The following is a 26,138-nucleotide window of genomic DNA, read 5'->3' as shown; positions in this document are numbered from 1 at the left end:
GATCTTTGTGGGAGGCGCCCGTTTCTGGCGCCTCCCATTTTGCCATTTACGGGCCCTTCCGGCTCGATCCGATCTACAAGACCTAATCATGAGGGGGTCTCACACTATGTCGACTGGCAAGCGCCTGGCAGGGCTGCTGCTTCTCACCACGTCGCTCACTTTTCCAACGGTCCTGCACGCTCAGTCGACCGATACGAACGAGACCGACGAACTGGCGCAGGACGTCCAGCAGGACCCGCAGGACGAACAGGTTGAAGAGCCCGATATCTCGGTTCCCGGAGGATCGGGGATCATCGTTACCGGACGTCGCAACCGCAATCCGGAGCGTTCCTCCACGCAGGTGCTCAACGTCCTGTCCGAAGCGGACATCGCACGTACCGGCGAAGGCGACATTGCAGGCGCGCTCGGCCGTGTGACGGGCCTTTCGCTCGTCGGCGACGGCCGCGTCTTCGTTCGCGGTCTGGGTGATCGTTACTCGCTCGCCCTCCTCAACGGTCTTCCCCTTCCAAGCCCGGAACCGCTCAGCCGCGTCGTTCCGCTCGACATCTTCCCGACCAACGTCATTGCATCGAGCCTTGTGCAGAAGACCTATTCTGCCAACTATCCGGGCGAGTTCGGCGGCGGTGTGATCAACCTCACCACCAAGGCAGTCCCGGTAGAGGACTTCCTTTCCGTCAGCTTCGGCATCAGCGGTGACAGCGAGACCACGTTCGAGAACGGCCTGACCTATTTCGGCTCCGATCTGGACTCGTTCGGTTTCGACAACGGCAACCGCGACATTCCGTCGAACCTGCAGGCCTTCTTCGACAGCGGCGAGCGTATCGGTACGGTCGACCTTGCAACGTCCGAAGGCATTGCCGGTCAGCTTTTCCCGCTGAACCTGGTAACTCTCCAGCGTGACAACTCGCAGCGCCCGAATTTCTCGGGCTCGATCACCGGCGGGCTTTCGTTTGAGCTTGGCGATGACACCTTCCTCGGCGTGATTGCGACGGCTTCTATCAAGAACAGCCTGCGCAACCGCCAGGTCCTCTCGCAGCGCGGCAACAACGACCTCAGCGAGGTTTTCGAAACCAGCGAGACCTTCATCACCGATGAGAACATCCTGGTGAACGGCCTCCTCGGCTTAGGTCTGGATTTCGGACCGCACACCGTTCGCTGGACCAACCTCTACATCCGCGACACTCTCAAGACCGCACGTCTTGAGGAAGCCTTCGATCCCTTCCCCGGTGAGACAGGCTTTGACTTCATCAACCAGCAGACCGCATGGTTTGAGCGTCAGCTGATGGACACGCAGCTTGTTGCTGAGCTCGATTTTGATCGTCTCAGCGTTGATCTGCGTGGCGGCTATGCTCGCACCGATCGCGAAGCGCCGTTCAACACGACCTTCAGCTACACCCGCACCAACTTCACCGGCAACCAGTTCGGCGATCTGTTCGTCGCCTACTTCAACCAGCTGTCCGACGCAGGGATCACCACGGTCGCCTTCGACGACCTGCAAGAAGAGCTTTGGTATGGCGGCATCGACCTCGGCTACGAGATCACCGACAACTTCGAGGCGACCGTCGGCTACGCCTATTCGGACACCGACCGCCGTTCGGAGAGCCGCGAGTTTCGTCCGTTCATTTCGCCCGACCCTGCCAATGTCGATCTGGGCCTGAACGAAACCGCAGCGGTTGCGCTCGGCCTTCGTCGTCCGGGCGACATTATCAACGGCGCAACTCTCTCAGGGTTCAATGTGAACCTGACCGAAGCAACGCCATTCCCTGTGTTTGATGCAGCTCTCGAAACGCAGGCTGGCTACGGCCTCGTGCGCTGGCTGCCGACCGACACGCTGACGCTGGAAGCGGGTCTTCGTTACGAAGATGCAAGCCAGGTCGTGGCGCTTGACCAGTCTGTGTTCAACACCCCGATTGCAGGTGCGACGCCGACCAACATCTTCAACGACTACTTCCTGCCCTCGGGTACGATTACGTGGGAGCCGATTCCCGACTTCCAGCTGCGCGCTTCGGCATCGCAGACGATCGCCCGTCCGCAGTTCCGCGAGCTCGTCGAGCAGCGTTACTTCGATCCGGAATCCAACCGGCTCTTCCAGGGTAACCCGCTGCTTCAGGACTCCGAGCTGATCAACGCCGAAGTCCGCGCCGAGTACTATATGGGCGGTCCCAACCGGGTGAGCCTAGCAGGCTTCTACAAGGAGATCGACAACCCGATCGAGAGCACGTTCAACGTCGCATCGGGCCAGGTCTTCACCAGCTTTGCAAACGCACCTTCGGCTGAGCTCTACGGGCTTGAGCTCGACGCGGTCTACGGCATTGACCTGTATGGCATGGGCGGCAGCTTCTGGGAGACCAAGCAGCTGCTCTTCATCGCCAACTACACCTACACCCAGTCGGAGCTTTCGGTCAGCGACACCGACATTGCACCGGTGCCCGGCAACGCCAATCAGCTTGCCAGCCTCATCTTCGACGATGGCGCTCCGCTGGTGGGTCAGTCCGATCACCTCGCCAACATCTCGATCGGGATCGAGGACACCGAGAAGACGCAGCAGCTCTCAGTGCTCTTCAACTATGCGAGCGAGCGTGTGACGCAGCGTGCCGGCGCGCAGCCCGATTTCGTCGAGGATCCGGGCCTCACGATCGACATCGTCGCTCGCACCGAGCTTCAGCTTGGTGTTCCGATGGAGCTGAGCTTCGAGGTCCGCAACATCACTGGCCGCGACAACTTCGAGTTCCAGGAGCTCGGCGCGAACCGAGTGGAGTTCAACACCTTCGACGTGGGAACGTCTTTCTCGCTGGGGATCAAGGCCGACTTCTGATCGCCTGACCTCTCCGGCACTCCAAAAGGGCCGCTTCCATCATGGGAGCGGCCCTTTTCGTTGGAGCTCTGGAAGTGCTGGCGCGCTCAGCCGATGTCGAAGACGTAACCTGCCCCGCGCACGGTGCGCAGTGGGTTGCCGCCACCCGCCGCCTTGATCGCGCGCCGCAGCCGTCCGACCCAGACATCGACCGTTCGCTCGTCGATCTGCGGTTCGCGCTTGCCCAGCCCCGCGATGAGGTCATCCCGGCTCATCACCGTGTTGGGGTTCTCCGCGAAGAAGCGCAGCAGTCGGAACTCGTTGGGCCGCAGCTTGATCGGCTCATCGGCCCAGCGCGCCTGAAGGGCCGCCATGTCGATCGACAGCTCGCCAATCTGGGTGCGGCGTGTTGCGTGCCGGTCGGGCGTCTTGCTCTGCAGCGCGAGCACCCGGTCGAGCACGCCAGTGCGGCTGAGCGGACCAACCACATAGTCATCAGCTCCGGCCTTCAGCGCCCGGCGGCGATCCTCTTCGTCGTCCTCTTCAAGCACCATCGTGATATGCGCTTCGGCGGTGCGCTCATCAGCGCGCAACCGGCGGCACATTTCGAGCCCGGCGAGGTCCTCCATCACCCAGTCGACGAAGACCCACAATGCGCCATCGACGAGCCGTTTGGGGCCATCGGCCCCCAGCCGGTCGAAGGTGATCCGGCGACCATCATGGATGAAGTCTTCGCGAAAGCTATCCGGGCCATCGCCGAGATCGCTGGTCAGGAAGACGGTTATGACATCCATGAGCCGGGCCAAGTCCAGTGGTTGCAAAGGCAGTGCACCACGGGAACTGACGCGCGCTTGTGACGCGTTCGTGACGAGAAGCACACGAGTTCGTCATGCTTGTCACAAACCGCCCGAAACCGGCGCTAAGACGCTCAACTCCTGACCGAAACCGTCTCCATCGGCGGTAGCCCCATGCCAAGGCCAGTGGGCTGTTTGGGACGATAGGGTTTCTCCAGCAAAGCAACCTCGTCATCGGCCAGTTCAAGCTCCACTGCGGCAAGCGCAGCTTCGAGGTGGTGCGGCTTGGTCGCGCCGATGATCGGCGCGCACATGGCTGGCCGGGTGAAGTGCCAGGCGAGAGCGATGCTCGCCATCGCATCGCCGCGTTTCTCGGCAAGCTCTGCAAGCGCCGTGATGATCGACTGGTCGGCCTCGTCCTCGTCCTTGTAGAGCGCCTTGCCCACCCCGTCGGTTTTCGAGCGCACCGTCTCCTCGCCAAGCGGCCTTGCCAGCCGCCCGCGTGCAAGCGGGCTCCACGGGATCACGCCCACGCCTTCATCCTCGCACAGAGGCAGCATCTCGCGCTCTTCCTCGCGGTAGAGCAGGTTCAGCTGGTTCTGCATCGAGATGAAGGGCGTCCACCCATTCGCCCGCGCGGTTTCCTGCGCCTTGGCGAATTGCCATGCATACATCGAGGACGCCCCGATATGCAGCGCCTTGCCCGCCTTCACGATGTCATGCAGCGCCTCCATCGTCTCCTCGATCGGCGTCGCATCGTCCAGCGGTGGATCTGGAGCAGGTCGACATAGTCCATGCCCAGCCGCGTCAGGCTGTCATCGATGGCCTGCATCAGGCTTTTGCGCGAATTGCCCCCGGCATTGGGAGCCTGCCGCCACGGGAAGTACGCCTTGGTCGCAACCACGATCTCATCGCGCCGCGCCATCTCGCCGAGCAGCTTGCCCGTGATCTCTTCCGACGTTCCGCCGGAGTAGACGTTGGCGGTATCGAAGAAGTTGATCCCTCCCTCCAGCGCCTGCCGGAAGAACGGGCGGCTTGCATCCTCATCAAGCAGTCAGTCGCCGTGCCATCCCTTGGTCGTGTCGCCATAGCTCATGCAGCCAAGACACAGGCGCGAGACCATCAGGCCCGAGTTTCCAAGACGGGTGAATTTCATGAGCGGTTACTCCTTCGATGGACCACGCAAGGGGTTGGTTTGAAAATATGAGCCCTGCCCGCAAGGCCCTGTGAAAATTGGCAATTTCGAGAAATGCGGCTGTAGGATATGTGACTTTCCAGATCTCGGCGGCGTGACAATGCTTGAGACTGCGTTCTAGCAGTCGCCCATCCAGTAGGAAACCGACGCGGGCCTCAACTCAGCGTCAGTCCGCCATCGACCACCAGCGTCTGCCCGGTCATGTAGCTCGACAGGGGCGATGCAAGGAACAGCGCCGCGCCCGCCATGTCTTCGGGCGTACCCATGCGGCGAAGCGGGATCGAGCGCAGCGAAGCCTCCAGCCGTTCGGGGTGCTCGGTAGTGACAGCGGTCAACTTGGTCGGGACCAGCCCCGGCGCGATGCCATTGACGCGAATGCCATCCCTCGCCCACGCCTCGCCCAGTGTTTTCACAAGGCTCGCCGCGCCAGCCTTTGACGCCGCATAGGCGGGGTTGCCGATCACCGACTTGAACGCCGCCACCGAAGACACGACGATCATCGTCCCGTCGCTTTGCCCAAGCGCAGGATGAAACGCCCACGCGCAGTCGGCGACTGAGTTCAAGTTGACGTCGATCACGTCGTCCCAGCCGGGCCGCTCGAACTCCTTGCGGCCATAGCGAACGATCCCCTGGCACTGGATCAGCACATCAATCGCGCCGATCTCAGCGGCAAGCTTCGCCGCAGCCTCACGGTCGGTCACATCAAGCTGGCGATAAGAAAGGCCGCGAAAGTCGCTGTCCTCGGCTTCCAGATAATCGCCCGCATCGGGCCGGGTGCCAGTGACGATAACCTCAGCGCCGTGCGCCTGAAAGCGTTGCGCAATGCCATTTCCGATCCCGCTCGAACCGCCGATCACGAGGACGCGTTTGTCGGTGAAATCGAGTGGGCTGGTCATTGGTTTTCTCTCGCTTGGCCACTCTTGACTGCAATAACGGTGAATGCGGTGCCACCGCCAGCAGGCAGGCTAAAATCGGGACCGAGCTTCATATAGCCGTCTAAAAAGACCACGGCATCCGAGTATTTTACGCTCACCATGCTCAGCGACGAGAGCAATCTTGATGATCGGAACAAACTGTCTTGATCATCAAGGTCATCGGAGAACACAAACTCGAAATGATCTGCGTGCCATTCGAAGGGAAAATATGGTGGAACTTGCGACGCGTCTCGTTCGAAGTCGACTATCGAAAGAAGCTCGCAAGTCTGTGACGAGATGCCGACTTTGGTAAAGTTCTCAGTTTCATCGACGGCAAACTCAACCGGGATCCATGTTCCTTTCTCTTCCAGCCTAACGCCACCCCAACAATACTCATTTGCGAGGTAATCTTCGTCAGATACGAGCAGCTTTTGGCGATCAGGAGGAAAACTTGCTCCGCTCGGGGTATCACACCCAGCGACCAAAACGAGAGGTGCGAGCAAGAGCATCTTGAACTGGCACATTCGCGACCCTCCTACGGTTTCGGTCAGTTGAGCGGAGATCACGAGTGGTAATACACCAGTGCCGACAAACCTAGCCACGTTGTAAACATCACCAGGTAAGGCCAGCGGCTTGGCCAAAGCCTTGCCACCAAGAGCGTCGCCGCCGCCGTTCCGCCCAGAGCGAGTAAGGCCGCCCATGCTCCGAGCATTCCGGCCTCGGCGAAACCGGATTGTATTGCCAAACTGGCCCATTGCGCTGGCAGCAACGCCAGCAGCCATTCCGGCAGCGCGCCCGGCATTGCCAAAGCGGTAAGCAAAATCGCCGCTTCACCGGCGACCACGAACAGCGCCATCAACCAGCCTTTGCCGCCCATGCTCTTCGCGAATAGAGCGCCGCGCGCTGCGAAACTGATACTCGCGGCAAGAACCGCGAGCCCGAGCGCAGGCAGATAGGGCAGCACCTGTCGTCCCAGCGACTGTGCAAGCAACAGCAGGCCGATACCGATCGCCAGACCGAGCAACACGCCTGCCGCAAAGCGTCCCGCCGCTGCCGCCGCGATCATTCCGGTGCCCATCATGCCGATGGCGAGTATCGGGCCAATCGCCGAATTCAGCGGCAATGAAGATTGCCCCTGCGCAATCAAAAATGTCACCGTGACAGGAGCCACAATGCCGATAAGCACCATCCAGGCCCACGCCAGCACGGGCCAAGCCAATGGTTGAGGTTCGGACAATGGGTGTATCGGACCGAGACTGGTTTAGGCGTCCTCAAATCGCGCGGCTGACCACTTCCTTCATGATCTCGCTTGTACCTCCATAAATGCGGGCGACGCGGGCGTCGCGCCACAGGCGGGCAATGGCGTATTCGTTCATGTAGCCTGCCCCACCATGCAGTTGCAGGCAGGCATCGACCATCTCCCACTGCATCTCGGTGTGCCACAGCTTGGCAGCCGATGCCTCGTCGGTGGTCAGCTCTCCGCGAAGGTGGCGCGCTATCGCCCAGTCGAGATGCGCCCAGCCGACCTGCAGCTTGGCCTTGAGGTCGGCGAGAGTGAACTTGGTGTTCTGGAATTCGAAGACGGTGGTGCCGAACGCCTTGCGGTCCTTGGTGAAGTTGACCGCTTCGTCGAAAGCGCGCTGCGCTCCGGCCTGCGCGGAGACCGCGATGCTGAGGCGTTCCTGCGGCAGCTCTTCCATCAGATGGATGAAGCCGCGCCCTTCTCCGCCAAGGATGTTCGTCTTAGGCACGCGCACATCGGCGAAGAACAGCTCCGAGGTATCGGCCGAATGCTGGCCGATCTTGTCGAGGTTGCGGCCCTTTTCGAAACCGGGAGTGCCTGCATCGATCAGAACCAGCGACGTGCCCTTGGCACCTTCCGCCGGATTGGTCTTGGCGACCACGATCACGACATCAGCGTTCTGGCCGTTGGTGATGTAGGTCTTGGAGCCGTTGACGACGAGGTGATTGCCATCCTCAATCGCGGTGGTCTTTATCCCTTGCAGGTCGCTGCCCGTGCCCGGTTCGGTCATGGCGATGGCGCTGATGATGTCGCCCGAGATCATGCCGGGGAGGTACTTCGCCTTCTGCTCTTCGCTTCCCAGCCGCTCGAAATAGTTGACGGTGATGTCGTTCTGGAGGGTGAAGCCGGCGGACGAGCCCATGTAAGCAAGCTCTTCGGCGAGCACGCAGTTGAACCCGAAATCGAGGCCCAACCCGCCGTTTTCTTCCTTGACCGTCGGGCACAGCATCCCTGCTTCACCCAGCGCCTTCCACGCCTTGCGCGGGACAAGGCCGTCCGCCTCGTGATCGTCGAGATACGGCTCCATGTGTTCGGAGAAGACCTTGCGAACGGTGTCGCGGAAGGCTTCGTGATCGTCGTTGTAGGCGGTGCGTTGCGCGGTATCGAGCATGCGGGTGTGGTCTCTCTCTAAGGTCCAGTTGCGAGGTGCAACTGAACCTCAGAGCCACGCTCATGTAAAGGGGGCAATCTGCCCGCGGCGGCTCAATTTGCCTTGTTGCAGATCACCAGCACACGCATCGTTTCGCCGTCATTGCTGAAGACGGGTGAGGCCTGTCCGGTGGGCAGATCGCGGAGCAAATCCTGTACTGCGCCCGGCAGGCGATCCTGCGGGACGAAGCGATTGCGGGTAATCTCTGCGTCGATGTCGCGGGCAACGTTGATCGCGTCCGCGCAGGAAGCGATTTCCTTGGTGCGCGCCTCAAATGTTTCAGTCGACATGCCAGCCGACGCGACCGACAACTGCACGAGGTGATAGCTGGGCTGGAACGAACCACGCGCGCCTTCGGTCACCTGCGCCGAAGCGGCGACCGGGGCGATTGTTGCAGCGAGCAGCGCGGCTGCGCCAGCGGACTTTGCGAAAAGAGACCTTGCGAACATTTGAGACACCTCCTGTTACCCGCCGCAGGAGAGTGTCAGGATCGGCCATGAACGCGGGGTGAATTCGCCCCTGCGGCGTGGCCGAGATCAGCCTACGAAAGCGCGCTCGATCACGAACTGGCCGGGCTTGTTGTTCGCGCCCTCTTCGAAGCCGCGCGCTTCAAGGTCGGCGGCGTGGTCCTTGATCATCGCCATCGAACCGCACAGCATGACGCGGTCGGTTTCGGGGTCGAATTTCTTGGGGCCCTTGCTGTCCTTGAACAGGCGGCCATCGTCGATCAGCACCTGGATGCGGTCCGAGGTGTGGAACTCCTCGCGCGTCACGGTGGGGACGTAGATCATCTTTTCGCGGTCTTCGTCCTCAAGCAGCGGATCGCCTTCGAGCTTGCTTTCAAGCAGGTCGCGATAGGCAAGGTCGGCAACCCGGCGGACCGAGTGCACGACGATCACCTCGTCATACATCTGGTAGACTTCGGGATCGCGTACGAGGCTCATGAAAGGTGCAAGACCGGTCCCGGTCGAGAGCATGAACAGCCGCTTGCCCGGAAGCAGCGCGTCGGTGACGAGCGTACCGGTCGGCTTCTTGCCCAGATAGATCGGATCGCCCGGCTTGATGTGCTGAAGGCGCGAGGTCAGCGGGCCGTCCTGCACGATGATCGAAAGGAATTCGAGTTCTTCGGCATAGGACGGGCACGCCATCGAATACGCGCGCAGCAGGGGCTTGCCGTCTTCCTTGGGCAGGCCGATCATAATGAACTCACCCGAGCGAAAACGGAATGCGGCTGGGCGCGTCATCTTGAGGCTGAAAAGTTCCTCGTTCCATTGATGGACCTCGGTCACGGTCTCAACGGAAATCGCTCCGCTTTCCTGAAACGCATCGCGCGGGGGAATGGGAGAGGTGGTGGTGGCAGTCTCAGTCAAAACATCGGCCTCGAATTCAGGTGTGCCAGGCGCGGGGCGCGCCTCATGCTTGAAGGGGCAAATGGCGGTTTTGCCCCCTCGCATCAAGGTAGATTAGCGTTTTCGCCCTAAAGCGCGCCTTTTGAAGGTGACGCGCCCGGCAAGGCTGGATCAGTTCCAGCCTGCGCGGTCGAAGACCTGCACCGCCTGCGCCTGATTGCGCCCGATTTCGGCTGCGTTGAGCGTGTCGGCCTTGAACTCGCCAAGCTGTTCGACCGCCGAGTTGGCCTCGAGCCCGGCAACGGCAGGATACTCGTTATTACCATCCGCGAAGTAACGCTGCGCGCTTTCGGAGGTCAGGTATTCGAGGAAGGCAATCGCATTCTCGCGGTTGGGTGCGTTCATCGTTACGCCTGCGCCCGACAGGTTGATGTGCGTGCCGCGCCCATCCTGGTCGGGGAAGATAACGCCAAGCTTGTCGAAGATCGCGCGCTGCTCCTCATCGCCGCCGGCAAAGCGCGCGAGGTAGTAGGAGTTGACCACCGCAATCCGGCATTCGCCTGCGGCAACACTTTCGATCTGCGCAGTGTCGTTACCCTGCGGATCGCGGGCAAAGTTGGCGACCACGCCGCTCGCCCACTCCTCTGCGCTTTCGACCCCGTCATGCGCGATGAGCGCGGAAAGCAGCGAGATGTTGTAGATGTTGGAAGAGGAGCGGATGCAGATGTCGCCGCGATATGCCGGATCGGCAAGCTCGGCATATGTGTCGAGGCCTTCTGGTTCGCCTGCGTCCTTGTTGTAGATGATGACGCGCGCACGGGTCGACAGGCCGAACCACAGGCCATCGGGATGGCGCAGGTGATCGGGCAGACGCTCGGTCAGCACGTCGGACTGGACGGCGGAGAGAATGCCCGCTTCCTCGGCGCGCCAGAGGCGGCCTGCGTCGACAGTGATGAGAAGGTCGGCAGGCGAAAATTCGCCTTCGCTCTCGATCCGTTCGATCAGCGCGTCCGCATCGGCCTCGATGCGGTTTACGGTGATCCCCGTTTGCTCGGTAAAGTCCTCGTAGAGCGCCAGATCGGTGTCGTAGTGGCGTGAGGAATAGATGTTGACCTCGCCATTGTCGGCGCCGCTCGCCTCACCTTCACCATCGGCACAGGCCGTCACAGCAAGAGCGCCAAGCACGAGCGACGCGCTGCCGAGAATCAGTTTCTTCATGGATGTTCCTTCCGTCATTCTTGCGAATGATTTGCAATAGTAGAATGGCGAATGCAAGCTCTAATTGCGCTCAAAGGCGCGAACGCTCCCTGCGCGCGGGGTGACGCGGTAGCGCTGTCCCTCCTCTACCGGAGAGGTGGTCTGGATGCTGATTTCCTCGCCGTTTTCGCTTGCGACCAGCACCCGGCTCGCAACGCCGAGCGGGTGAACGTCGAGCACGGCGAGGCCACCGGCGTCCGGCTCGCAAACCAGTGCCTCGGCATGGATCAGCAAGTCGACATCCGGCCCCGGCGGCACATCGCCAGCAACGCTTTCGATCGGCCATGTCCCAAGGGGCGTGCGAAATTGCTCACCCTCGCGCTCGGCGACAAGAATCTGCGCGCCCCCGAAAATTGCCCCGACCGAGGCGGTCGCAGGCCGCTCATGCAAGTCTTCAGGCGTGCCGAACTGGACGATCCGTCCGCCTTCCATCACCGCGATCCGGTCGCCCACGTCGAGCGCTTCTTCGGGGTCGTGCGTGACCATCACCGTGGTCGTCCCTGCCTCGCGCAGCAGGCGTCGGCAATCGCGCCGCAGACGTCGCCGCAAAACAATATCCACGCTGGCAAATGGCTCATCCATCAACAGCACTTTTGGCCCCGGAGCCATCGCGCGGGCGAGAGCAGCGCGTTGTTGCTGCCCGCCGGAAAGTTCATGCGGGTAGCGTCCACCCAGCCCTGACAACCCGACCCGCTCTAGCCAGTCCTCGATCAACGCCTCGCTCGCACTTGCGCGCGGCAGGCCGAACGCGATGTTCTTCGCGATTGTCATGTGCGGGAAAAGCGCGCCGTCCTGAAACACGAGGCCCACCGGACGCGCCTCGGGAGGCGGGTTTCGTCCGGGCTCCGCCATAACCTCTCCGCCGACGCTGACGCTGCCTTCCTGCACTTCGAGCAAGCCAGCCGCGAGGTTCAGCAAGGTTGACTTGCCGCAACCCGACGATCCAAGCAGACAGGTGATTTCTCCGGCATTCGCGCTAAAGGACACGGCCTTGAGCGCCGCAACATCTCCGTAAGCATGGGCAATATGACGAAATTCAAGGCTCACATGATTGTCCGTTTTGGAAACGCACCCGGCAAATGCAGGTGAGCCGCATTACGCAGGTCGATGGGGCCAAGGCAAGCTCAGCTGCGCGCTTGCAGCTTGATGGCTGGACGCTTTGCGCTCTGGTGCTGGCCGCTTTTGCCGCGCTGCCGATTGTCGCCATTCTTGTCGCAGCTCCCGAAGGCGGGTTCGAGGCGATTGCGCATCTCGCGCAGACCGTGCTGGGACGATATGTCGCCAATACGCTGGCGCTGATGGTGATGGCAGGCGGCTTTGCGCTGGTGGTCGGCACGGGATGCGCATGGTTGGTGAGCGCGGCTCGGTTTCCGGGAAGGCGCCTGTTCGCCTGGGCGTTGGTGCTGCCTCTCGCGGTCCCCGCTTATATCGCGGCCTATCTCTATGCCGACCTCCTCGATTTTACAGGACCGGTGCAGAGCGGCCTCCGCAGCACTTTCGGCATGTCTGTGGGCGAATACTGGTTCCCCGAAATCCGCTCGCTCACCGGCGGTGCGTTTGTGCTCGGCATCGTACTGTACCCTTACGTCTACCTGCTCGCCCGCTCCGCCTTTGCCGCGCAGAGCCTGTCGCAATTCCGCGCCGCGCGTAGCCTTGGCGCGACACCTGCGCGGGCATTCTGGCGCGTCGCCTTACCCGCCGCTCGTCCAGCGATTGCCGGGGGTTTGGCGCTGGTTTTGATGGAGGTGCTCGCGGACTTTGGCGTGGCTCAATACTTTGCGATTCCCACCTTCTCGACCGGCATCTTTCGCAGCTGGCTTGCGATGGGCGACAAGCAGGCTGCGCTCAAGCTCGCCGCCTTCATGCTGATCTTCGTCATCGCGCTGATCGCCTGGGAAGCGCGCACACGAACGGGTCGCACAGCGAGCAAGGATGGTCTTGCCGCGCGCGAGGACACGCCTTTGGTGGAGCTTTCTCCCATGGGCAAGGCACTGGCGAGCCTCGCCTGCGCGCTTCCGGTGTTGCTCGGCTTCGTCATCCCGGCGGTCCATCTCGCGATGATGTCGGTGAGCAATACGGCAATCGCGGCGGCAGGCGACCTTTGGGACTATGCAAGCGGCAGCCTGTGGCTTGGTCTAGCCACCGCCCTTGTCTGCCTCTTCGCCGCGCTGGTGCTCGGCTTTGCCAAAGCCCGCTCACAAAGTCGCATCACGCGCGGGGCGATCCGGGCATCGACGCTCGGCTATGCGATGCCGGGCGCGCTGCTCGCCGTGGGCTTGCTGGCTCCGCTCGGCGCGCTTGATATCGGGCTGACGCGGGGGCTGCGCGACACATTTGGCTATACCGGCGGACTGGTGCTGACCGGCACGTCGCTGGTGCTTGTCTATGCGCTCGCCGTCCGATTCCTGACCGTCGCTTACAACAGCGTCGATGGAGGGCTTGCTGCAATCCCGCCCTCGCTCGACGCGGCAGCGCGTTCGCTTGGCGCAGGCCCTGCACGGGTGTTGGCGAAGATCTACGTGCCGCTGCTCTCGCCCAGCCTTGCCGCAGCCGCCGCGCTCGTTTTCATCGACACGGTTCGCGAACTGCCCGCGACGCTGATCCTTCGCCCGTTCAATCTCGAAACGCTCGCCACGCGCACCTACCGCCTCGCCAGCGACGAGCGGCTGGTCGAAGCCTCGATCCCCGCGCTAATCCTGCTCGCCGCCGGATTGCTCCCGGTCTTGCTGCTCACGCGGAGCGCGAAGCGCTGAACTGTCAGGATAAATTGTCAGTCCAGGTGTAACCTAAGCTTGTCGAATGGCGCTTGAGGGTTCACAAGGCGCCTTACATGGCCCGGTTCCCATTCTCCGCAATCGTCGGACAGGACGAAATGAAGCGAGCGCTGCTTATCGCAGCGGTCGACCCAAGTGTTGGCGGCGTGATGGTGTTCGGCGACCGCGGGACAGGCAAGAGCACAGCGGCGCGCGCGCTTGCTGGATTGCTACCGCCGATTACCGCGCACCAGAACTGCGCCTATGGCGGCTCGAAAGAGGATGCCGAGCGTTATCCCGAGGTGTGCGGCGGCGGGCCCTTGCGCAAAAGGCCAGTGCCCTTCGTCGACCTGCCACTGGGCGCGACAGAGGACCGGGTGATTGGCAGCCTCGACCTCGAACGTGCCTTGAGGTCAGGCGAGAAAGGTTTTGAGCCAGGCCTTCTTGCAAAGGCCCATCGCGGCTTTCTCTATATCGACGAAATCAATCTGCTCGAAGACCACCTTGTCGACCTGCTGCTCGACGTGGCCGCCTCGGGTGAGAACGTGGTCGAGCGCGAAGGGCTTTCCGTGCGCCACCCGGCGCGCTTTGTCCTGATCGGCAGCGGCAACCCGGAAGAAGGTGAACTTCGCCCGCAATTGCTCGACCGCTTCGGCCTCTCGGTCGAAGTGCGCACGCCCACCGACATTGAAACGCGGGTCGAGATCATGCGCCTTGTCGCCGCGAACGAACGCGACCCCGAAGCCTTTGCGGCGAAGTGGGCGGGCGAAGACGAGAAAATCCTCAAGCAGATCGCGCGGGGCAAGAAGCGGCTTGAAAAGCTTGAGCCGAGCGAAGACGTGCTGACCGATGCGGCGCATCTGTGCCTTGCGGTGGGAGCCGACGGCCTTCGCGGTGAACTCACCTTGATGCGGGCAGCGCGGGCGCTGGCGGCACTCAAGGGCGCCAAGGCCGTGCGGCGCGAGCATCTGATTGCGGTTGCTCCCTCGGCGCTGCGCCACAGATTGCGGCGCGATGTGCTCGACGAAACCGGCTCGACCGTGCGCATCACGCGCGCGATTGACGAGCTGTTCGGGTGAGCGGAAGCGCTCCTGATCCGCTCCACGACGCGATCCGCGCCGCACAGCTCTTCATCCAGAACCCCACCCTTTTTGGCGGCATGGTGCTGCGAGGCGCTTCGCCTGCGCGCGACGCATTGGTGGCAGCCATTGGCGATGCCCTCCCTACCCGCCGCCTGCCGGGCCATGTCGATGATGAGCGACTGCTCGGCGGGATAGACATCGCGGCGAGTCTTGCTGCCGGCAAGCCGATCGAAACCGCAGGATTGCTGGCCGAAGCTCAGGGCGGCGTGCTTGTCGTGCCCATGGCTGAGCGGCTGGACGAAGCTGTTGCGGGCAGGCTCGCACAAGCGCTGGATGACCGGCGGGTTGCGCTGGTTCTGCTAGACGATGGGATCGAGCCCGAGGACGCCCCGCCTGCGGCATTGACCGAGCGGCTGGCGTTCCTGTGCGACCTATCGCAGTCGCGCGAATGGCGCGGAGTAGAGCTTGGCGCGAAGGCATTGGGCGAAGCCGCGCCTTTGTCGGATGATGCGCTCGGAGCGATTGCCACGACCGGGGCCGCGCTTGGCGTCCCTTCGCTGCGCCCGCTGATTCACGCCGCCGAGGCCGCCCGCGCTCACGCCGCATTGGAAGGGCGCAAGGAGGTCGGCAAACCCGACCTCGAAGCAGCCGCGCGTCTTGTAATTGCGCCTCGTGCCACGCAGCTGCCGCCCCACGAACCACCGCCAGAGCAGGAGCAGGAACCGCCCCCTCCCCCGCCAGAGAGCAGCGACACACCCGACGACAGCGACATGCCCTCGCCCGAGCAGCTGGAGGAAATGCTCGTCGAAGCTGCTGCAGCGTCGATCCCGCGCGATCTTCTCGAACAGCTGGTGAATGGCAAGACGCCCAAGCGCGGCGCGGCGGGCACAGGGCAGAAACGCAAGGCTGGCCTGCGCGGCAAGCCGCTGGGCGCACGCGCCGGTATGCCGCGTGGAGGTGCGAGACTCGCGCTCATCGACACACTGCGCGCCGCCGTTCCGTGGCAGGGTGTGAGACGCCGCGAGCGCGATGCCGATCCCGATGCCCCGATCCTGATGCGCAAAGAAGACCTGCGCATCCGCCGCTATGAGGAAAAGGCCGCGCGCGTCACGATCTTCGCGGTCGATGCGAGCGGATCGGCTGCCGCTGCCCGGCTTGCCGAGGCCAAGGGCGCGGTCGAACTGATGCTCGCGCAGGCCTATGTCACCCGCTCGGAGGTCGCGCTCATTGCTTTTCGCGGGGAGAATGCAGACCTGCTCCTACCGCCCACCCGCTCGCTCACCCGCGCCCGGCGCGCGCTGGCAGAGCTTCCTGGCGGCGGCGGAACCCCGCTCGCCATGGGGCTCAGCGCCGCACGCGAACTGGCACGGTCGGTCGCAGGCAAAGGCCGCACGCCGAGCCTGATCGTTCTCACCGATGGACGCGCCAACCTCGATGCAAGGGGCCAGCCGGGTCGTAAGCAGGCGGGCGAAGACGCCGAAGTCGCCGCCAAGGCCATCGCCCGCGAAGGATACGATGCGCTCGTGGTCGACATTTCGGCAAGGCCGGGACGCGAGGGGCAGGAACTCGCTGCCAACATGCAGGCGCGCTACCTCGCCTTACCCCGCGCTGACGCCAAGGCGCTGCATTCAGCGATCTCGACCAACATGCGAGAGCCAGCATGAGCGCAGCGCTCAGCTGGAACCGCGAAGGGCAAATCTGGCCGCATCGCGAGGCGTCTAGCTTCGTGCGTATTGGACGCGCGAACTGGCACGTCCAGCGTATGGGAGACGCGGGTACCCCGCGCATCTTGCTGCTCCACGGAACGGGCGCATCGGTGCACAGCTGGCGCGGTATCATGCCGGCGCTGGCGGACGATTTCGAACTGCTCGCCTGCGACTTGCCGCGCCATGCCTTCACGCATGGTCACCTGCCCGATGACACATCGCTCCTACGCATGGCGCGCGCGATAAGGCGGCTGCTCGACGAGACCGCGTTCGAGCCTGACATTATCGTCGGCCATTCAGCCGGAGCGGCGCTGGCCTTGCAGATCGCGCTCGACCACGGATTCCGCGGGCCGATAATCGGCCTCAATTCCGCGCTTCGCCCATTTCCGGGGCTCGCCGCGCAGGTCTTTCCGGCGATTGCAAAGGTGCTGTTCGTCAATCCCTTCGTCCCGCGCATTTTCTCGGCGGCGGCGAGCTTTGGCGGAGAAGCGGATCGGTTCCTCTATAAGTCGACCAATTCACGCATCGATGCCGAAGGGCTTGCCTGCTATTCCGCGCTTCTCAAGAACCCGCGCCACACAAAAGGCGCGCTGGCGATGATGGCAAACTGGGATCTACCGACGTTGCGCACCCGCATGGACGAGGTCGTCAATCCGGTACTGCTGGTTCATTCGACCGATGACGCCGCGATCCCGCTCGATTGGGCGAAGGAAGCGCATTCCTGGCTTGCGACGTCGCGGCTTGAAGTGCTCCAAGGCCTCGGCCATCTTGCGCATGAGGAAGAGCCCGAGCGCGCGGCGCAAATGATCCGCGAATTTGCCGCAGAAACGCTCGCACCCGCCGATTAAGGAGGAGCCACCGCGATGGAAAACTTCACCGAAAACTTCGGCTGGATCGAGATCGCGCTGTTCTACGGCATCGCGATCGGGGTGTGCTTTTGGCAGTGGTGGAAGATGCGCAAGGAAGTGCGCGAAATGCGCGCCGAACGCGAAGCGCGCGAGGCGCGCGAGGCTGCGGAGAAGGCCACTGCTGAAACGAGGGAAGAGGCGAACTAAGCCTTCTTCCGCGGCATTCGAAACGGGAGCATGAATTGCACCACCGGCGAGGCAAAGCGCCGCATGTCGAGGCTTTCCTGCACCGCGACGACCTCTTCACCGTAAAGCTTCGAGGCAAGCTCGCTGCGCGCATAGAAAGGCGTATCTTCCCATGTCCTGCGCACATGGCCCACGCCAATGTCGGAGCGCGTGCGTCGCTCGATCCGCCAGCCGCTCTTGGGCAGCGAGGCAATGGGAGGCAGGTCGACCTCTTCAGGGATCGCGTCGGCATTAAAACGGATTGCGCTTGCGAAAACCGAGCCGTCCGAACGCTCGCCTTCGTAGCAGACCACCGCGCCTTCGCGCATGTGAGCGCGCGACCAATGCCACATGTTGAAGCCGCTCTCGAGGCTTTCGCGTCCGCGATTGTGGTCGAAATAGCCGCTCCCACTCCATGAGATGCCGGGCTCCTCCATCTCGACCTCGATCCGGGCGCGCGGGGCCATGCAGTGCCAGATATGGTTCTGCGCCGGGTCGAGCGCGAAGCTCGCTGGATTGAGAGCTTCGGGATGGACGCGCACCTTGCCAGCCACCCTTCGGTGGATCGGGTTGAAGAGCCGCGTGTCGCGCTCCTCAATATCGATTTCGAGCACATTCCCATCCCAGCGAACAGCACTCGTCCCGATTTCGAGATTGCGCTCATCGCGCGTCACATCGGCGCGCGGCCGCTCATGCATCACCCAGCGATGCGAAGGGCCGTAAAGCGCGACGTTCAGCGAGGAATGGTCCAGCGGATCGCCCCGCCCGCTGCGCTTGTAATAGGGTGAGAATACGCTTCCCAGAAACGCGATGATCGTCAGCCCGTGGCGCCCGTCCTCGCTGATGGCATCGACGTACCACCATGAATAGCCACCCGGCTCGATCGCCTCGTTGAAGCGAGGTCCGCGTCGACCTTCTTCGCTGCCAACAGCCCGGACAAGGCGGCCATCGGGACCCCGGCTGACGGATGCGTCGCCCCGCCCGCGCAATAAAGCCCCGGCATCCTCGTTCGCGGGCCTTGCCGCAGGAAGGAAGCTGCCGAGCCGTGAGACGCTCTGCCATAAAGTGCCCCCCCGGTTGCCGGGAACAGCCGTTCCCATTCCGCCGGGCTGGCGAGCTCTTGGGGCATGTCCTGCTCCAGCTCCAGCCCGCATCTTTCGAGCGTCGCTCTCATCTGCGTGGTGCATCGCTCTTTCTCCTCGTCTGGGTAGGAATGTGTGTCGCCATTGGCGGAAGCGTTGACGATGATCTGGATGCGCTCGCGCTTGCCTTGCGCGATGGATGAGGCGGTGGCCGCATGGCCTCCCCGGTCCTGCGCGCAGACATAGACGCTGGGTTCGCTCGGAACCTGGCCGCTTGCGATCTCGTCGAACTCGCGCCGGTAATCGCGCGAGAAAAAGACGTTGTGATGGGTGAGGTCGAAACCGCTCGTCCTAGCATGGGCGAACCAGACCATCGCGGAAAGCGAGCGTTTTTCTGGGGCGAGCGCCTTGACCGCGCGCTCGCTCGATTTGCCAAAACATCCTTGCGCGATTGCGTTGGGATCGGCGTTGCAGATTACCGCATCGGCTTCGATCACGTCGCCATTTTCGAGCCGCACTCCCTTCGCGCCGCTGCCACGCTCAGTCAGGATCTGCGCTACAGATGTGCCGAGCCGGAATTGCGCGCCCTTGGCCTCGGCTGCGTGTTGGAGCGCCTCTGCAAGCGCGTGGATGCCGCCGTCGATCAGCCACACGCCGGTCGCCTCGACATGCGCGATCAGCATGAGCGTCGCAGGCGCATCGAAAGGCGAGGAGCCGCAATAGGTGGCATAGCGCCCGAACAGCTGGCGAAGGCGCGGATCGGGAAAGAATTCGCGCAGCGCGTTCCACATCGACTGGTGCGGGCGCATCGCGGCAAAGTCTGAAAAGCGCCACAGGCCGATGCGCCACAACAGCGGGAGCGGGCTCGAAACGTTGTCGCCGCGCATCATCGTCTTGTCGAGAATGTCATGCATGCGCCGCGTCGTGTGTCGGAACTCGCGATAGAGGCGCGCTGCCTCTGCTCCGGCAAAGTCGCCCACCGCTTCCTCGCTGCGCAGAGGGTCGGCGAAGAGGTCCAGCGTTTCGCTGTCGTCCCAAGCGTGGCGGGCGATGATCTCGGCGCGGCGGATGCGGACGCGATCGTCGAGCCGCATCCCGCATTCGGCGAAGATCTCGTCGAACACATCGCGCATGGTGAATACAGTGGGGCCAGCATCGACCGGGTGGCCATCGACAGTGACGCGGCGCGCCTTTCCGCCGACGCCCTCCTCTTTCTCGACGACCGTCACGTCATAGCCGCGCGCAGAGAGCCGTGCGGCGCTGGCAAGCCCGCCCATTCCGGCTCCGATCACGACGACTCTGCCGCCCATCTCCCCACTTTCCGTGCGCCTTGCCCGATGCTGCAAAAGCTCCGAGTCCGGACAACATCATTGACGCAAGCCTAGCATCTGTCCAATCATTTGGACATATGCAGTGTAAATCACAGCCGCGCGCATGAGTAAGGGATCGCCCAAGGACAGCTGGAAGGTCCGCTATGTCGCACGCCGTAACCGCGTGTTCGCGAACCCGCGATTCCAGTACTGGGCTGCCAAGCTGCCGCTCATCCGGCGCATCGCCAAAACCCGCGCGAGCGAGGCTTTCGACCTGGTGGCAGGCTTCACCTATTCGCAGATCCTGCGCGCCTATGTCGAAAGCGGGTTGTTCGACCTGCTCGCTTCCGGCCCGGTGAGCCACCGGCGCGTCGCGGTCGACCTCGATCTGAGTGAGGAAGCGGCGCTGACCCTGCTTCGCGCAGGAAGGCCGCTAAATCTATCGGAAGAGCCGATCAGCGACGGCTGGATGCTCGGCGAAGCGGGCGCGGTTCTGGCAGCTGACAAGGGCGCGCAGGCGATGATCCGCCACCATCGGCTCCTTTACCGCGATCTCGCCGACCCGCTGGAGCTTTTGCGAAAAGACCGCAAGGAACCGACCGAGCTTTCGCGCTACTGGTCCTATGCAGGCGCACTGCATGGAGCTGCCGAGCGCGGACAGGAGACCTCAGAATATTCCGAGTTGATGGCCGCATCGCAGCACTTCGTCGCCGACCAGGTGCTAGCAAGCTTCCGCTTTCCCGAAGGCGCACGCCTGCTTGATGTTGGCGGCGGGCACGGCGCGTTTCTCTCGCGAATGGGCGAAGCCTTCACAACGCTCCACCTCGGCCTGTTCGACCTGCCGGAAGTCGCAGACCAAGGCGCCACGGTGCTCGAGGACAGGTTCGGCAGCGATCGGGTGAGCGCGCATCCAGGCAATTTCTTCGAAGACCCGATCCCCACCGGATACGACATCGTCAGCCTCGTTCGCATTCTGCACGATCACGACGACGGACCCGCCTCACGGCTGCTAGCCAATATCCGCGCCAACCTTGCCCCCGGCGGCCGCCTGATGATCGCAGAGCCCATGGCCCGCGCGCCCGGCGCTGAGCGCATGGGGGAGGCGTTCTTCGGGCTCTATCTATGGGCGATGGGCTCTGGCCGCGCCCGATCAACGGGCGAGATTGCCGACATGCTCCGCAAGGCCGGATTTGCCAGGGTTCGCTTTGTCGCGACCCCGCAACCGGTCAACGCCAGCATACTTGTCGCGTCAGCCTGACTATAAGCTGTCCGCTTTAATTGACACTTAGGGGTGTAAGGCGTAGCACACGGATGAGCAAAAAGGTTTTTGCTCTCATTGGACGAGTCGAAGGGATCGCGGCTCGGGCAGTGGTTTGACGGGGAGTGTGACAGGACCATGCAAACATTGGCCGTGATTCTTGAGGGACCTGAGCGCCTTGCGCTTCAGGCGCTTGAGTTGAACGCGCTCGGTGACAGCGACGTCCTAGTCGATATTGCGTGGAGCGGAATCAGCTCCGGCACTGAAAAGCTCCTCTGGACCGGGCAGATGCCTGAATTTCCCGGCATGGGTTATCCGCTGGTCCCTGGTTACGAATCGGTTGGACGCGTCGCCGACGCAGGTCCGTCGGCCCGGTCGCGCATTGGTGAGTGGGTGTTTGTGCCCGGTGCCAATTGCTATTCCGGCGCACGCGGGCTGTTCGGCGGCACGGCTGAGCGGGTGGTGCTCCCATCGGCCCGCGCCCTTCCCGTGCCAGAACGGCTAGGCGCCGACGGGGTGCTTTGCGCCCTCACCGCGACCGCGCTTCACGCAATCAATGGCGGCACACCGCCCGATCTCATCATCGGCCACGGCGTTCTCGGGCGCTTGCTGGCCCGGCTCACTCTGGCGCTCGGCGCACCTGCTCCCACCGTTTGGGAGAAGAACGCGCATCGCAGCAGCGGCGCTGTCGGTTACGCGGTGACGGACGGCGAAACCGATGATCGGCGCGATTATCGCTCGATCTACGATGCAAGCGGCGATGCAGGGCTGTTCGATACGCTTATCGGCAGGCTCGCCAAGGGCGGCGAACTGACGCTCGCCGGCTTCTATTCCGACCGCATCAACTTCGCCTTTGCGCCCGCTTTCATGAAGGAAGCGCGCCTGCGCATCGCTGCCGAATGGCACCCGGACGATCTAGCCCAAGCTTTGGCGCTGATCGACTGCGGCGATCTCGATCTCACTGGACTGATCTCGGACCACAGTCCCGCAGGATCCGCAAGCGAGGCCTATCCCAAGGCCTTCAGCGATCCCGATTGTCTCAAGATGGTTCTCGATTGGAACGGTACTGAATGACGATGCTTGAATCCCAGGCTCAGGCCCTGCGCGACGAAGCCGCAGAAGAGCCCGATCCGGTCCACACCGGCGAAGCCAAGAGCGAGACGCAGGTCATCGCGATCTATGGCAAGGGCGGCTCGGGCAAGAGCTTTGCCCTGTCCAATCTCAGCTACATGATGGCGCAGCAAGGCAAGCGCGTGCTGCTGATCGGCTGCGATCCCAAGTCGGACACGACCAGCCTGCTGTTCGGCGGCAAGAGCTGCCCGACCATCATCGAAACATCGTCCAAGAAGAAGCTCGCTGGTGAAGACGTCACGATCGAGGACGTCTGTTTCCAGCGCGACGGCGTGTTCGCGATGGAGCTTGGCGGGCCGGAAGTCGGTCGCGGCTGCGGCGGGCGCGGGATCATTCACGGCTTCGAACTGCTCGAAAAGCTCGGCTTCCACGAATGGGGCTTTGATTACGTGCTGCTCGACTTCCTCGGCGACGTGGTGTGCGGCGGGTTCGGCCTGCCGATCGCGCGCGACATGTGCCAGAAAGTGATCGTGGTCGGCTCGAACGATCTGCAATCGCTCTATGTCGCCAACAATGTCTGCCACGCGGTCGAATATTTCCGCAAGATGGGCGGCAATGTCGGCGTTGCCGGCATGATCGTGAACAAGGATGACGGCACGGGCGAGGCACAAGCCTTCGCAAAAGCGGTCGATATCCCGGTTCTCACCGCGATCCCCGCTAACGAAGACATCCGGCGAAAGAGCGCCAATTACCAGATTATCGGAACGCCGGGCGGCGAATGGGCGAGCCTTTTCGAAGAGCTTGCTACGAACGTCGCGGAGGCACCGCCGCGCCAACCCTCTCCACTCGACCAGGATGGCTTGCTCAATCTTTTCAGCCCGGAAGAAACGGGCGGGAACGTAGAGCTGATCCCGGCCACCCAGGCCGATATGCGCGGCGGAACATTCGAAGAAAAGCCGTCACTTGAAGTGATTTACGACGAGATTTGATCTGACCGATTTACCCGCCTCGAACGCGCAACGCACCGCTGACCGGCTCGACATGAGCGCGCCTGCCGAAGGCGGCTGCGCAAGCGGCGAGACCATGCGCGAAGCTGCGCGCAAGGCGGGTAAGAGCGAAGTGCTCGACCGTTACGAGGCGGACTACCCCGTCGGCCCGCACGACCAGCCGCAATCGATGTGCCCTGCCTTCGGGTCATTGCGCGTCGGCCTTCGCATGAAGCGCACCGCGACCGTGCTGTCGGGCTCGGCCTGCTGTGTCTACGGTCTGACCTTCACATCGCATTTCTACGGCGCTCGGCGGACGGTGGGCTACGTGCCTTTCTCGTCCGAAACGCTCGTCACCGGCAAGCTGTTCGAGGATATCAAGGAAGCGGTCGAAGACCTCGCCGATCCCGAACACTATGACGCAATCGTCGTCACCAATCTGTGCGTGCCCACGGCCAGCGGTGTCCCGCTGCGGCTGCTCAAGAACGAGATCAACGGCGTACGCATCATCGGGATCGACGTTCCCGGTTTCGGCATTCCTACCCATGCCGAGGCGAAAGACGTACTCGCGGGCGCGATGCTCGCTTATGCGCGCGAAGAGGCCACCCAGGGCCCTGTCGCAGCGCCAAAGGAACGACCGGACCGGCCCACCATCACTCTGTTAGGAGAGATGTTCCCGGCTGATCCCGTCGGCATCTCACAGATGCTCGAACCGCTAGGGCTTGCGGCCGGTCCGGTTGTTCCTACTCGCGAGTGGCGTGAACTGTATTCGGCGCTCGACTGTGCTGCGGTCGCGGCGATCCACCCGTTCTACACCGCCAGCGTTCGCGAATTCGAAGCCGCTGGCCGCCCGGTCCTCGGCTCCGCCCCGGTGGGCGCAGAAGGGACCGCCGCCTGGCTCGATGCGATCGGACAGACCTGCGGTATCGCGCAAGCGAAGGTCGACGGCGCGAAAGATCGTTTTGTAGGCGCAATCCGCGGCGCGCTTTCGGCAATGCCGGTCAATGGACGCATCACGGTGTCGGGCTATGAAGGCTCCGAATTGCTGGTCGCGCGCCTGCTTGTCGAAAGCGGCGCGGACGTCCGCTATGTCGGGAGCGCCTGCCCCCGGACCAAGTGGTCCGATCCGGACCGCGAATGGCTCGAGGCGAAGGGCATCCGTGTGAACTTCCGCGCGAGCCTCGAAGACGACATCGCGGCTGTCGACGAATTCCAGCCCGACCTTGCAATCGGCACCACCCCGGTGGTCCAGCACGCAAAGGCGAAGGCGATCCCGTCGCTCTATTTCACCAACCTGATTTCTGCTCGCCCCCTGATGGGGCCAGCTGGCGCAGGCAGTCTCGCGCAGGTCGTGAACGCGGCAATTTCGAACAAACATCGCTTCGACAAGATGCGCGATTTCTTCGAAGGCGTCGGCGATGGCCACGCCACCGGAGTATGGGAAGACACTCCCATCGACAGGCCCAAATTCCGCAAGAAATACGCGGCCCTCAACGAAGCGGCGCGCAAGGCGTCCGAGGCGGTGGGCACATGACGCTTGTCTTGGATCACGATCGCGCCGGCGGATATTGGGGCGCCACTTACGTCTTCACGGCGGTAAAGGGCCTGCAGGTCATCATCGATGGTCCGGTGGGCTGCGAAAACCTGCCCGTGACCAGCGTGCTGCACTACACCGACGCCCTGCCCCCGCATGAATTGCCAATTGTCGTGACCGGCCTTGGCGAAGAGGAACTGGGCAAAACCGGCACCGAAGGCGCGATGAAGCGCGCTTGGGAGACGTTGGATCCAGAACTGCCTGCCGTCGTGGTAACCGGCTCCATCGCCGAGATGATCGGCGGCGGTGTCACGCCCGAAGGCACCAATATCAAGCGCTTCCTGCCGCGCACGATCGACGAGGATCAGTGGCAATCGGCAGACCGCGCGCTGACATGGCTGTGGACCGAGTTCGGGCCGAAAAAGGCGCCCAAGGTGAAAGAGCGCAAGGAAGGCGAAAAGCCGGTCGTCAACATCATTGGCCCGTCCTACGGCATGTTCAACATGCCTTCGGATCTCGCGGAAATTCGCCGCCTGATCGAAGGGATCGGAGCCGAAGTCGGCGTGGTCTTCCCGCTCGGCTGCCATCTTGCCGACATCCGCGCGCTGGGAACGGCAGACGCCAATGTCTGCATGTACCGCGAATTCGGCCGCAACCTGTGCGAAACGCTAGAACGGCCCTATTTCCAAGCGCCAGTGGGCCTTTCCAGCACCACCAAGTTTCTCCGTGCGCTCGGCGAAGAGTTGGGGCTTGACCCTGAACCCTTCATCGAGCGCGAAAAACACACGACGATCAAGCCGCTTTGGGACCTTTGGCGTTCCGTCACGCAGGACTTCTTCGGCACCGCCAATTTCGGCATCGTTGCAAACGACACTTACGCACGCGGCATCCGTCACTTCCTCGAAGAAGACATGGGGCTCCCTTGCGCCTTCGCCTTCAGCCGCGAGGCTGGCGTAAAGCCCAAGAACGACGAAGTGCGCGCCGCCATTCATAACAGCCGTCCCCTGGTCGTGTTCGGCAGCTATAATGAGCGCATGTACATGGCCGAATGCGCCGGCGGGCTCGGCCCGAGCGGCATGTTCATTCCGGCAAGCTTTCCCGGTGCAGCCATTCGCCGCCACATCGGCACGCCCTTCATGGGCTATTCGGGTGCGACCTATCTTGTGCAGGAAGTGTGCAACGCGCTGTTCGATGCGCTGTTCCATATCCTCCCGCTCGGCACCGACATGGACAAGGGCGAGGCAACCCCTGCCCGCCTCGAACGAGAGCTGCAATGGGATGCGGATGCCAAGGTCCGGCTCGACGAGCTGGTAGAGAAGCAGCCGGTGCTCATCCGAATTTCCGCTGCCAAGAGGCTGCGCGATGCCGCTGAGGCAGCCGCGCGCCAAAAGGGCGCAACAACAGTTTCCGCAGATTGTCTCGCCAAGGCGCTTCTCGAAGGAGAGGTGGCATGACGAGGCTACGCAACTTGCCTGAATGTATCGGGCATCCGCAATCCACGTGGGGGATCACGCGCGGATACCGTCG

22 protein-coding genes and 1 pseudogene are annotated in these 26,138 nt (G+C 62.8%); 11 read left to right on the top strand and 12 right to left on the bottom strand.

Annotated features, from left to right (window positions below; translation table 11 throughout):
• Nucleotides 1–106 precede the first annotated feature (106 nt).
• Nucleotides 107–2,815: a TonB-dependent receptor domain-containing protein gene (locus AC0V6T_RS02640; RefSeq protein WP_486124090.1), complete on the top strand. Its 2,709-nt coding sequence runs from the start codon at nucleotides 107–109 to the stop codon at nucleotides 2,813–2,815.
• Nucleotides 2,816–2,901: 86 nt separating this feature from the next.
• On the opposite strand, the gene AC0V6T_RS02635 is transcribed toward AC0V6T_RS02640, so the two are convergent.
• From AC0V6T_RS02635 to AC0V6T_RS02590, 10 genes and pseudogenes are all read right to left on the bottom strand, one after another.
• A complete protein-coding gene (locus AC0V6T_RS02635) occupies nucleotides 2,902–3,588 on the bottom strand; it encodes a response regulator transcription factor (RefSeq protein WP_486124088.1) in 687 nt (228 codons plus the stop codon).
• A 134-nt stretch (nucleotides 3,589–3,722) separates the two neighbouring features.
• A pseudogene (locus AC0V6T_RS02630) lies at nucleotides 3,723–4,588 on the bottom strand (aldo/keto reductase).
• Nucleotides 4,589–4,938: 350 nt separating this feature from the next.
• Nucleotides 4,939–5,679, bottom strand: coding sequence for an SDR family NAD(P)-dependent oxidoreductase (locus AC0V6T_RS02625; RefSeq protein ID WP_486124086.1), 741 nt, complete (start codon nucleotides 5,677–5,679; stop codon nucleotides 4,939–4,941).
• Nucleotides 5,676–6,221: a hypothetical protein gene (locus AC0V6T_RS02620; protein ID WP_486124084.1), complete on the bottom strand. Its 546-nt coding sequence runs from the start codon at nucleotides 6,219–6,221 to the stop codon at nucleotides 5,676–5,678. The genes AC0V6T_RS02625 and AC0V6T_RS02620 overlap by 4 nt, the downstream gene beginning before the upstream one ends.
• Nucleotides 6,222–6,259: 38 nt before the next feature.
• Nucleotides 6,260–6,886 (bottom strand): hypothetical protein, encoded by a 627-nt coding sequence (locus AC0V6T_RS02615; RefSeq protein ID WP_486124082.1) that lies wholly within the window; start codon nucleotides 6,884–6,886, stop codon nucleotides 6,260–6,262.
• An 82-nt stretch (nucleotides 6,887–6,968) separates the two neighbouring features.
• Complete coding sequence (locus tag AC0V6T_RS02610) at nucleotides 6,969–8,111, bottom strand: acyl-CoA dehydrogenase family protein (protein WP_486124080.1); 1,143 nt, start codon at nucleotides 8,109–8,111, stop codon at nucleotides 6,969–6,971.
• A gap of 92 nt (nucleotides 8,112–8,203) precedes the next feature.
• Complete coding sequence (locus AC0V6T_RS02605; protein WP_486124079.1) at nucleotides 8,204–8,599, bottom strand: hypothetical protein; 396 nt, start codon at nucleotides 8,597–8,599, stop codon at nucleotides 8,204–8,206.
• Between the two features lie 87 nt (nucleotides 8,600–8,686).
• On the bottom strand, nucleotides 8,687–9,520 hold the full coding sequence (locus AC0V6T_RS02600; RefSeq protein WP_486124077.1) for a ferredoxin--NADP reductase: 834 nt from the start codon (nucleotides 9,518–9,520) through the stop codon (nucleotides 8,687–8,689).
• 150 nt (nucleotides 9,521–9,670) lie between these two features.
• A complete protein-coding gene (locus AC0V6T_RS02595; RefSeq protein WP_486124075.1) occupies nucleotides 9,671–10,717 on the bottom strand; it encodes a Fe(3+) ABC transporter substrate-binding protein in 1,047 nt (348 codons plus the stop codon).
• Between the two features lie 60 nt (nucleotides 10,718–10,777).
• The gene (locus tag AC0V6T_RS02590) at nucleotides 10,778–11,803 is read right to left on the bottom strand and encodes an ABC transporter ATP-binding protein (protein ID WP_486124073.1); all 1,026 of its coding nucleotides are present in this window, start codon (nucleotides 11,801–11,803) and stop codon (nucleotides 10,778–10,780) included.
• A gap of 32 nt (nucleotides 11,804–11,835) precedes the next feature.
• On the opposite strand from AC0V6T_RS02590, the gene AC0V6T_RS02585 reads away from it, so the two are divergent.
• The 5 genes from AC0V6T_RS02585 (at nucleotide 11,836) to AC0V6T_RS02565 (ending at nucleotide 17,352) form a co-directional block, all read left to right on the top strand.
• Nucleotides 11,836–13,509 (top strand): ABC transporter permease, encoded by a 1,674-nt coding sequence (locus AC0V6T_RS02585; RefSeq protein ID WP_486124071.1) that lies wholly within the window; start codon nucleotides 11,836–11,838, stop codon nucleotides 13,507–13,509.
• Nucleotides 13,510–13,586: 77 nt separating this feature from the next.
• Nucleotides 13,587–14,588 carry a magnesium chelatase ATPase subunit I gene (gene bchI / locus AC0V6T_RS02580; protein ID WP_486124069.1) on the top strand — a complete coding sequence of 334 codons (1,002 nt, stop codon included), beginning with the start codon at nucleotides 13,587–13,589 and terminating at the stop codon, nucleotides 14,586–14,588.
• The gene (locus AC0V6T_RS02575) at nucleotides 14,585–16,255 is read left to right on the top strand and encodes a magnesium chelatase subunit D (RefSeq protein WP_486124067.1); all 1,671 of its coding nucleotides are present in this window, start codon (nucleotides 14,585–14,587) and stop codon (nucleotides 16,253–16,255) included. The genes bchI and AC0V6T_RS02575 overlap by 4 nt, the downstream gene beginning before the upstream one ends.
• Nucleotides 16,252–17,145, top strand: coding sequence for an alpha/beta fold hydrolase BchO (gene bchO / locus AC0V6T_RS02570; protein WP_486124065.1), 894 nt, complete (start codon nucleotides 16,252–16,254; stop codon nucleotides 17,143–17,145). The genes AC0V6T_RS02575 and bchO overlap by 4 nt, the downstream gene beginning before the upstream one ends.
• A 15-nt stretch (nucleotides 17,146–17,160) precedes the next feature.
• Nucleotides 17,161–17,352 carry a hypothetical protein gene (locus AC0V6T_RS02565; protein WP_486124064.1) on the top strand — a complete coding sequence of 64 codons (192 nt, stop codon included), beginning with the start codon at nucleotides 17,161–17,163 and terminating at the stop codon, nucleotides 17,350–17,352.
• On the opposite strand, the gene AC0V6T_RS02560 is transcribed toward AC0V6T_RS02565, so the two are convergent.
• Nucleotides 17,349–18,068, bottom strand: coding sequence for a hydroxyneurosporene dehydrogenase (locus AC0V6T_RS02560; RefSeq protein ID WP_486124062.1), 720 nt, complete (start codon nucleotides 18,066–18,068; stop codon nucleotides 17,349–17,351). The genes AC0V6T_RS02565 and AC0V6T_RS02560 overlap by 4 nt on opposite strands.
• A 119-nt stretch (nucleotides 18,069–18,187) precedes the next feature.
• Nucleotides 18,188–19,762 (bottom strand): 1-hydroxycarotenoid 3,4-desaturase CrtD, encoded by a 1,575-nt coding sequence (gene crtD, locus AC0V6T_RS02555; protein ID WP_486124060.1) that lies wholly within the window; start codon nucleotides 19,760–19,762, stop codon nucleotides 18,188–18,190.
• A 124-nt stretch (nucleotides 19,763–19,886) separates the two neighbouring features.
• Between crtD and AC0V6T_RS02550 the strand changes: the two genes are divergently transcribed.
• From AC0V6T_RS02550 to bchZ, 5 genes are all read left to right on the top strand, one after another.
• On the top strand, nucleotides 19,887–21,020 hold the full coding sequence (locus AC0V6T_RS02550; RefSeq protein WP_486124058.1) for a methyltransferase: 1,134 nt from the start codon (nucleotides 19,887–19,889) through the stop codon (nucleotides 21,018–21,020).
• Between the two features lie 138 nt (nucleotides 21,021–21,158).
• On the top strand, nucleotides 21,159–22,094 hold the full coding sequence (bchC, locus tag AC0V6T_RS02545; protein WP_486124056.1) for a chlorophyll synthesis pathway protein BchC: 936 nt from the start codon (nucleotides 21,159–21,161) through the stop codon (nucleotides 22,092–22,094).
• Complete coding sequence (locus AC0V6T_RS02540) at nucleotides 22,091–23,080, top strand: chlorophyllide a reductase iron protein subunit X (protein ID WP_007164986.1); 990 nt, start codon at nucleotides 22,091–22,093, stop codon at nucleotides 23,078–23,080. The genes bchC and AC0V6T_RS02540 overlap by 4 nt, the downstream gene beginning before the upstream one ends.
• A gap of 52 nt (nucleotides 23,081–23,132) precedes the next feature.
• The gene (gene bchY, locus AC0V6T_RS02535; protein ID WP_486124054.1) at nucleotides 23,133–24,611 is read left to right on the top strand and encodes a chlorophyllide a reductase subunit Y; all 1,479 of its coding nucleotides are present in this window, start codon (nucleotides 23,133–23,135) and stop codon (nucleotides 24,609–24,611) included.
• Nucleotides 24,608–26,065: a chlorophyllide a reductase subunit Z gene (gene bchZ, locus AC0V6T_RS02530; RefSeq protein WP_486124052.1), complete on the top strand. Its 1,458-nt coding sequence runs from the start codon at nucleotides 24,608–24,610 to the stop codon at nucleotides 26,063–26,065. The genes bchY and bchZ overlap by 4 nt, the downstream gene beginning before the upstream one ends.
• Nucleotides 26,066–26,138 lie beyond the last annotated feature (73 nt).

The organism is Erythrobacter sp. S158 (assembly GCF_057364915.1).
Note: the sequence above shows the minus strand (reverse complement) of the source record. Positions and strands in the feature narration are given on the sequence as shown.